This is a genomic window from Neorhizobium sp. S3-V5DH (genome assembly GCF_004343065.1).
Lineage (GTDB): Bacteria > Pseudomonadota > Alphaproteobacteria > Rhizobiales > Rhizobiaceae > Neorhizobium > Neorhizobium huautlense.
This window is the reverse complement of the sequence record NZ_SMCL01000032.1, coordinates 39,819-48,260: the sequence shown is the minus strand read 5'-3', so window position 1 is coordinate 48,260 and position 8,442 is coordinate 39,819. Positions and strand designations below refer to the sequence as shown.

The 8,442-nt window shown below is 59.9% G+C and carries 8 protein-coding genes and 1 tRNA gene; 4 read left to right on the top strand and 5 right to left on the bottom strand.

Features of this window, described 5'->3' with window-relative positions; translation table 11 throughout:
* Positions 1-17 precede the first annotated feature (17 nt).
* The 3 genes from EDE09_RS26390 (at position 18) to EDE09_RS26380 (ending at position 2,994) form a co-directional block, all read left to right on the top strand.
* Positions 18-94: transfer RNA gene (locus tag EDE09_RS26390), tRNA-Met, on the top strand.
* Positions 95-361: 267 nt separating this feature from the next.
* Positions 362-2,005: an alpha-amylase family protein gene (locus EDE09_RS26385; protein ID WP_105374812.1), complete on the top strand. Its 1,644-nt coding sequence runs from the start codon at positions 362-364 to the stop codon at positions 2,003-2,005.
* Positions 2,002-2,994: a TIGR03885 family FMN-dependent LLM class oxidoreductase gene (locus EDE09_RS26380; protein ID WP_105374811.1), complete on the top strand. Its 993-nt coding sequence runs from the start codon at positions 2,002-2,004 to the stop codon at positions 2,992-2,994. The genes EDE09_RS26385 and EDE09_RS26380 overlap by 4 nt, the downstream gene beginning before the upstream one ends.
* Positions 2,995-3,115: 121 nt before the next feature.
* Here the strand turns inward: EDE09_RS26380 and EDE09_RS26375 are convergent, their stop codons facing one another.
* Entirely contained in the window at positions 3,116-3,631 is a 516-nt protein-coding gene (locus tag EDE09_RS26375) for a ferritin-like domain-containing protein (RefSeq protein WP_132413386.1), read from the bottom strand.
* Between the two features lie 126 nt (positions 3,632-3,757).
* On the opposite strand from EDE09_RS26375, the gene EDE09_RS28915 reads away from it, so the two are divergent.
* A complete protein-coding gene (locus tag EDE09_RS28915; RefSeq protein WP_280952552.1) occupies positions 3,758-3,889 on the top strand; it encodes a hypothetical protein in 132 nt (43 codons plus the stop codon).
* A 104-nt stretch (positions 3,890-3,993) separates the two neighbouring features.
* On the opposite strand, the gene EDE09_RS26370 is transcribed toward EDE09_RS28915, so the two are convergent.
* The 4 genes from EDE09_RS26370 to EDE09_RS26355 form a co-directional block, all read right to left on the bottom strand.
* On the bottom strand, positions 3,994-5,553 hold the full coding sequence (locus tag EDE09_RS26370; RefSeq protein ID WP_132413384.1) for an EAL domain-containing protein: 1,560 nt from the start codon (positions 5,551-5,553) through the stop codon (positions 3,994-3,996).
* A 164-nt stretch (positions 5,554-5,717) separates the two neighbouring features.
* Positions 5,718-6,656, bottom strand: coding sequence for a dihydrodipicolinate synthase family protein (locus EDE09_RS26365; RefSeq protein WP_105374808.1), 939 nt, complete (start codon positions 6,654-6,656; stop codon positions 5,718-5,720).
* 32 nt (positions 6,657-6,688) lie between these two features.
* Positions 6,689-7,567 carry an SMP-30/gluconolactonase/LRE family protein gene (locus EDE09_RS26360; protein ID WP_105374807.1) on the bottom strand — a complete coding sequence of 293 codons (879 nt, stop codon included), beginning with the start codon at positions 7,565-7,567 and terminating at the stop codon, positions 6,689-6,691.
* Positions 7,564-8,397 (bottom strand): NAD(P)-dependent oxidoreductase, encoded by an 834-nt coding sequence (locus EDE09_RS26355; RefSeq protein WP_132413382.1) that lies wholly within the window; start codon positions 8,395-8,397, stop codon positions 7,564-7,566. The genes EDE09_RS26360 and EDE09_RS26355 overlap by 4 nt, the downstream gene beginning before the upstream one ends.
* Positions 8,398-8,442: the final 45 nt, after the last annotated feature.

Sequence of the window (8,442 nt, the reverse complement as noted above, 5' to 3'; positions counted from 1 at the left end):
GTCCGTATTCTTGGTGACGCGGGGTGGAGCAGCCCGGTAGCTCGTCAGGCTCATAACCTGAAGGCCGCAGGTTCAAATCCTGCCCCCGCAACCAATCTTTACAACACATCCCAAAAAAGCCCAACCGCGGGGCTTTTTGCGTTCCGGGCGCAGGAAACGCAGCCTCTCCCATCAGTTCTTCAAGGACCACCGTCTGTTCGAGGAAGTCCGGGTTCTTCTTGCCGCAGGCGAACCTCAGGGAAGAACCGAGAGCCCCTGCCTGTGAAAAGCGAACGACCGCCGGTTCTCATTCGGCAGTGGGAACCTGCCCAAGCTCTGATCGTTTACGCCTCTCCATGGGAACTGGCAGGAGACGGCGCGAGTGCAGAACCCGAGCAGCACCTGGTATGAAGAGGCGGTGATCTACTGCATCGACGTCGAAAAGTTCGCCGACGGAAATGGCGACGGCATCGGAGACTTTATCGGCCTGACCAAAAAGCTGACCTATCTTTCGGAACTCGGTATCACCTGTATCTGGCTTTTGCCGTTCTACCGAAGTCCCGACCGTGACAATGGCTACGATGTCAGCGACTTCTATTCCGTCAATCCCAAGGTCGGGACGCTCGACGACTTTCTGACATTCCTGCACAGCGCGGGAGAACACGGCATTCGCGTCGTGATCGACCTGGTGGTCAACCACACGTCCGATCAGCATCCGTGGTTTCAGGCGGCGCGACGGGACGACGAGACGCGCTACCGGGACTATTATGTCTGGAGCGCCGATCCCCCGCCGGTCGCCGCGGGCGCCAGATCGATCTTTCCCGGTGAAGTGGACAGCCTCTGGACCTATGACGAGATTGCCAGGGCTTATTACTTCCATCATTTCTACGACTTTCAGCCGGAACTGAATGCCGCCAATCCCCAGGTCCGTGAAGAGATATTAAGGATCGTCGACTACTGGATCGCCTTCGGGGTCAGCGGCTTCCGACTGGATGCGGCCCCGCTCATCATTGCGAACAAGGGGCTCGAACATGCCAATCCCCGCGATCCGCATGGCATCCTAAAGCAGATTGGGTCCTATCTGCAGAGCCGCCGGCCGGGTGGCGTGCTTCTTGGCGAAGTAAATCTTCCGCCGGAAGCGTCAAACGCCTTTTTCGGAGAGGGTGATCAGCTCCAGCTTCTGCTCAATTTCATGCTGGCCTGTTATCTGTTTGCCGGTTTTGCCAAGGAGGAAGCCTCTGTGATCAATCGGGGACTGAGCCTTCTTCCCGAACCGCCGCCCGGATGCGGCTGGGTGAATTTCCTTCGAAATCTCGACGAACTCGATTTCTCTCGCGTGCCGCCGGATCTGAAGCAGTCGGTGTTCGAGGTCTTCGCTCCGAAGAAAGAGATGGAGGTCTTCGGACGCGGCATCCGCCGTCGCGTGGCACCCATGCTGAACGGCGATCAGCGTCGGATCGAGCTGGCTTTCAGCATTGTCTTTTCCCTGAGGGGGCCGCCGTTGATCGTTTACGGCGACGAAATCGGTATCGGAGAGGATCTTTCCCAGCCGGGGCGGAACTCGGTGCGGGTGCCGATGCAGTGGTCTTCACAGAAGAACGGGGGGTTCTCCAGCGCCAATCCCAGGATGCTGGTTCAGCCGGTTGTGAACGACGGGCCCTTCTCCTACAGGAAGGCCAATGTTGCCGATCAACAGGAAGCCCCCAATTCGCTGCTGAACAGGATCAAAAGATTTATCGCGCTTCGCCGAAGTCAGCCCATTTTTACAAAGGGGCGGCCAGTAAGGTTGAGTGCGACTGACCCTGCCGTCCTGGTGCACGGTTTCGAAGATGCAGGCGACCTGTTGTTGCTTGTCCACAATCTGGCGGGCCGACGGATCGGGACCGACATCAATTTCGGCGGAATGCAACCGAAGCGTTTTCGCGACCTGATAGACGAAGTCGAATTCGATGTGGGAAAGGATCCCCGTCTGGAACTCGAACCCTATGCCTACCGCTGGCTGATTTCCAAGGGCAACGGATCATGACACTGATCGGCTATCACGCCTCCCACGAGCAGTTTCCGCCGAGCGAGCTCCTGGGCCATGTACAAGCCGCAGAGGCGGCAGGCTTCGACGCGGTCATGTCCTCCGACCATCTCACCCCCTGGAGCGAGCGACAAGGGCAATCGGGCTTTGCATGGGCTTGGCTTGGGGCGGCGCTGAAGGCGACGCAAGCCATCCCATTTGGAATCATCACGGTACCGTCGGGCTGGCGCTATCATCCTGTCATCACGGCGCAGGCGGCTGCGACCGTCGCGGAGATGTTTCCGGGGCGGTTGCCCTGGATGGCCGTCGGCAGCGGCCAGGCAATGAACGAGCATGTCACCGGCGAACGCTGGCCTTCGAAGCGGGAACGGAACGAACGGTTAGAGGCAGCGGTGGGAATAATCCGTGACCTGTGGTCGGGCCAACTCGTCAGCCGGGAAGGACCGATCAGGGTAGACGAGGCGCGCATTCATACTCTTCCTCAGGAATTGCCCCGCCTTGTCGCCGGTGCGCTGTCGCCGAAGACGGCAGAATGGGCGGGAAGCTGGGCCGACGCACTGATTACCATCAATCAGCCGCGGGAAAGCCTCCGGGAGATAATTCAAGCCTTTCGGCGCGGCGGTGGAGAAGGCAAGCCTCTCTACCTGCAGGTCCATGTCTCCTTTGCAAGCTCCGATCATGAGGCTCGCGCGAACGCTTTTGATCAGTGGCGCAGCAATGCCGTGACAACAGCTGTTTCGGAAACGCTGCGTTTGCCGGAGGAATTCGATCAAGCTTGCGCCAAGGTGCGGCCGGAGGACATGGATCATCATGTCCGCATCTCGGCGGATCCGGCGCGACACGTGGAATGGCTGGAAGGGGACGTGGCAATGGGTTTTGAGGAAATCTACGTCCACAACGTGGGCCGCAATCAGCGTGAATTTATCGACGTCTTTGGGCGGGAGGTCCTGCCGCGGTTCAAGGATGGGGGCCGAAAGGTTCCGCAATAACCCTTTTGAGAACTGTTGTGTTTCCGGATCGCGGCCGACGCGCACCCGACCTGCAAACCGTTACGAGGCTCGTTCGAGGAGCCTCGTAAGTTGTTTCCTTCGGGCGGGTCAGGAAAGCCGATCAGACTTTTGCGCTCATCCCGGCTTCCTTGAGCGAGGCAAACTTGATCGTCACGCTCCTGAGATTATCGTCCAGCCATTTGGCCATGGCGATTTCCTCGTCCAGATTGGCTTTCAGAGCGGCGACAGATCCGGGAAAACCGCCGAGTTCGGCTATCGTCATAAGGGATTTGTAGGCGGCGATTTCGAAGTTCTCGAAGGCGAAGTTCGCGAGGGAGTTTTTGATGATCTCGTCGCCGGCAATGCTGTGGCCCATCGCTGCCATGCTGCCGGTGAAGGAGAGCGCCATGTCCTTCAAGGTAGAATGATCTTCGGATAGGCTGCTCAGGATCTCCTCAAGTCTGGCGATCTGCCCTTCGGTCTCGCGGATATGCTGCTCGAGCCGCGATGCCACGTCGGGATAGTTTTCGATCCGCGAGACCTGCGGCTTCATAATCGACAGCGCCTGATTTTCCATGGCGTGCGCATTCTTGAGACCGGTCACGAAGATGGAACGGGTTTCGGATGAATCCTTCATTGCATTTCCTCTTTGGTTGCCAGCGGGACTAACCAGGGAGGATGGTGATCGTTCCAGAATCCGCTTACGGGCAGCCGGAACATCCGGCATCGCGACAGGTTAGGCTATTCACCAGGAGGACCAGCAATGACAGATCCGAAAGACAAAGATCCGGCAGAAGGCTCCCGCAAGACCATCGAAAACGAACTCAAACGGCAGAAACCGACCGGCGAGAAATCCAACCCGCCCAATGAAGAACAATCTCGGAGTTCAACTTGAGCCGGCGCACTATCGATCAATGATGCAGGCGATCGGTCATAAACCAAGGCAGATGCCGAAACGACGGAGGCCTTCCGCGTGTTGTTGAGAAATCAGCGTTCCGCTTATGCGTGTCGGGCGGCCAGGACGTGGCGGCGTGCGGCGACAAAGGCCGTCACCTCCGACTGAGGCATGGCTTTGCCGAAGAGATAGCCTTGGCCTATGTCACATCCCTGGCCGAGGAAATAGGCCAGCTGGGCGTTTTCCTCGATTCCCTCCACCGTCGTCTTGAGATTGAGGCTGCGGCTCAGCCCAAGGATGGCATCGATGATCTTGGCGTTCTTGTCGTTGTTGGAGCAGGCGGCAACGAAACTTTTGTCGATCTTGATTTTGTCGAATTTGAAGCGGGCAAGCTGGGAGAGGCTGGAATAGCCCGTTCCGAAATCGTCGAGCGCCACCTGGATCCCGGCGGCGTGAAGATGGTCGATGGTCGACGCGGCGAGATCAGGGTCTCCCATGAGAGCATTTTCCGTAATCTCGATTTCCAGCCGCGACGCCGCTAGGCCGGTGTCCTGAAGAATATGGAGAATCCGCTGCGCCAACAGCCTGTCTTCCATCTGGACGGGTGAGACATTAAACGAAAGCGTTGCGGCTTCCGACCAGAGCTGGGCATCGCGGCATGCCCGCGACAGCAGTTGCTCGAACAGCACGGTTATCAGCCCAGTTTCTTCCGCTACCGTGATAAACTGCTGGGGGGGAATGAAAGCCCCTTCGTTGTTGCGCCACCGCGCAAGCGCTTCGAAGCCGCACAAGGCGCCGGTCCGCAGGTCAATCAAGGGTTGATAGAACGGCTCTATCTTGCCCTCGTCGATGGCTCGGCGGAGCTCGCCTTCCAGCTTCGCTCGTTCCGCGACCTTTTCCTGCATTTCCGGCTGAAACAGCGCATACTGATTGTGCCCCCGGCTTTTTGCCTCATAAAGGGCAATATCCGAGCGGTGGCAGACCTCCTCGAGCGAGCGGCCGTGATCGGGCAGCCTCGCATATCCGACGCTTGCACCGACCTCGGTCGACAATGTGCCGATCCGCACAGGCCGGGAGACCGAATGGATCAGCAGTTGCGCGACAAGTTCTTCCCTCTCTGGCGGCAGGTCGCGGGCGACGGCGACGAACTCGTCGCCGCCGAAGCGGAAGACGCATTCGTGTTCTGCAAGTGCACAGATCCGTCGCGAAACCTCTTTAAGAAGAATATCGCCGCCTTGGTGGCCGAGCAGATCATTGACCTTCTTGAAGCCATCGAGATCGATGGAGAACACGGTTGCGGTTTGCGAAGCCGTCTCTTCCACCGCTCCGCGAAGGTCGGATACTACGAGGCGGTCGAACGCATAGCGGTTGGGGAGCTTGGTGAGGTGATCGTGAGTAGCGATGCGGTCGGCTTCGTCGAACGCCTTGCGGCGGTTCGCCATCTCGTCGCGCATGTCTAGAATGCGCAGGGCCGAATAGGCGAAGCTGGCGATGCCCGCCACAATCAGGGTGACGATGATGAGATGGGCCTTCCCTGCGCTGACCGCCTGGACAAGCGCCAGTATCTTTTCGCGAAAAATCAGGCAGACAAGCCAGAAAAACAGGCCGAAGGCGGAGATCTGAATCAGCTGCCTGCCGGCCCTAGTCTTCAGGAAATCTCTCATAACACTCCTCCGTACGCCCGGAGTATTATCAGGCGACACTAAAGGATGCGTTACTGATACGCTGCAACTCTTGGAGTCCGGCAGGCTCGGGCGCAAACGTGAGATGCGTCAAGCGGTTCGCAGATTGCAATCCTGTCGAAACGTGCCCAATCGGCCGGCCTTGTCTAGTGCGTCCCTGCGACCGCTGCTTTGGTCGGGTCAGTTTCGGCGGACCAGCTCGCGAGAAGATCGGCAAGTCTCGCCCTGTCTTCGGCATCGAGCCTGGGTAGGCCGGGGAGACGCACCTCGCCGACCGGCGTTCCCAGGATGCTCACTGCCTCCTTGACGACTGTGACATTGGCGCCGTTTCGATATTTGGCGCGCATGCGCTCGAAAGGCTCGATGAGATCGATGATCCGGCGCGCCTCGCCAAAGGCGCCTCTCTCGAGAGCCGCGTGAATGGCGAGCGAAAACTGCGGTGCGACATTGACGAGGCCGGATGTGAAGCCGCGGGCGCCTGCGGCTGTGAAGGCGGGAGCCCAGCTTTCGGCGAGTCCGCAGACGAAAAGTGCATGGCTTGAATCGGCGGCTGCAACAGACCGCGAGAGGAGGAGAATGTCGGTCGTGGCGAACTTCACGCCCGCGATGTTCGGATGGCTCGCGAGCCGCAGCATGTCGTCGAGGCCGAAACCTTCCGCCCGTACATAGGCCACCAGCGGCAGCGGAGACGCTTCCGCCAGCCGCCGGAAATAATCTATCTGTGCCGCCGGTGCTGCGAACGGATCGACCGGTTGATGAGACATGACCGCTGAAGCGCCGATATCCCTGGCCGTTTTCGCCATGGCGATTGCCTCGCGGAGCGAACGGCCGACAGCCGCAGTCACTGGCGCCTTGCCATCGACGCCGGCAACTGCGGCCTCGACAACGCGGCTGATCTCTTCTGGGGCCAAGGCATAAAATTCGCCGGTATTGCCCGCTGCCACGATGTTGTGGATGCCCGCCGCGGCGACCCGCGCGTAGATCGCGCGGGTGGTGCTGATATCGACCTCGCCATCGTCTCCGTACGCAGTAACAGGCACGCCGGAGATGCCGGTGAGGACGTTGCGGAATTCTCGAATGTTCATGGTTTTCCCTCTCCAGATGGGGAGATGATGGATCAGATCGCGAAGCGATGCACCGGCGTGCCGCGCATCCCGGTTTCGAAGGCGAATATCGTACCGTTTTCGAAGGTGCCGTTGTTGTCGGTGGAAAGCGTCGTCACGTAGATCGTGTCGAGGTTCGGTCCACCGAAACAGGGCATGGTGGGTGATTTCGCCGGTATTTTGTAAATTTCGACCACATCGCCTTCCGGCGAGAGCCGGTTGACGCCGCCCGACAATACGCCGGCGATCCAATAGAAGCCGTCCGCATCCATCGCCGCCCCATCCGGACGGCCTTCCTCCGGAGTGAAATCGTGCAGTCGCCTGGGTGCGCTGGTAACGCCCAAAGCCGGATCGAAATCGAAGATCTGGGCAAAGAGACCGCTGCTGTCGGAATGATACATCGTTCGGCCATCCGGGCTCCAGGCGAGGCCGTTGGAGGTCAATAGGCTATTTGCAATCGTCGAAAAGCTGCCGTCGGGCATAACCCGGTAAAGACGGCCATTCCCGGTCTGCGGCACCGCCTCGTCGCGGGTGCCGACCCAGAAGCAGCCGTCGGGGCCGATCTTCCCGTCATTCAACCGGCTGTCGGGGCGTCCGCCATCGGGATTGCAGAGCAGTTTCATCGCGCCCGTTTTCGGATTCAGCAGATGAACGCCGTTCTCCAGGGCCACGGCGATATCGTCCCCTTCGCAAAGCGCTAGGCAACCGATCTTGAAAGGCATGTCGAAACGGTCGAGACGCCCGTTGGCCCGCAGGCAGAGTGCCGCGGGGGCAAGAATATCGACGAACCAGAGGTCGCCGGTCCTGTCGTCCCAGGTGGGAGACTCTCCGACCCGCAAGGGCAGGTCTATGACCCGCCTCACCTGAGGGGTGATGATCTTGGTTTTGCTCACAGCGCCACCTCCAGGCATGCCACCAGCCCATTTCTGTCACGCGTTCGTATCGTCCCGTCATGCTCGGGCACGCAAAAACCGCCGCCCTGAAAGACGCCTTCGACCGCGTTTTCCGTCCGGCGGCTTTCAATCCGTAGATGGTCGAGCGCCCTGTCCTGCGGCCGGTAACCCAGGCGCTTGGCAACTTCGTCTCGCCACCAGCCGGCATCGCTGCGCGACATGCCGTAGACGACCGCAGCGGCAATATCCGGATGGGTCAGGCCAATCTTCACGAGTTGCCACAGATCGCGGGCGCTGATCCAGATTGCAGCTGATCGCTCGCTGTTGGGATAGAGCGCCGCATTGCCGATCCGGATAGAGAGAGTTCGGATGCCCGCGGTGTCGTAATAGAGGCCGGCAACGAGCTCTCCCCAGCATTTCGACAGGCCGTAACGGCTGTCCGGGCGGGCCGGATCGAGCGGCGTGACGGGATCGGTGCGGGGATAAAAGCCGGTCGCGTGGTTGCTCGACGCGAAGACCACCCGGCCAATGCCGTTTTCCCGTGCCGCCTGATAGAGATTATAGGTGCCGAGCACGTTGCTGCGCAGGATGTCGCCGATGGCCGCCTCCCGCGGAATCCCGCCGAGATGGATGATGCCGTCCATATCCTTCAAAGCTGCCACCATCGCGTCGCGATCGGCCAGATCGGCAGCAAAGAAGCTTTCATTCGGAGCGAGCTCCTTCGGCGGCCGGAGGTCAATAAGCCTCACATGCTCGAATTCAGGGCGGAGAAAAGCCCTGAGCTGCGAGGCGATGTGGCCTGAGCCGCCCGTCATTGCGATCCGTTGCAAAACATCCTCCTCCGTGCGCCTCCCCGCGCCGCGGCCCGTTGCAGC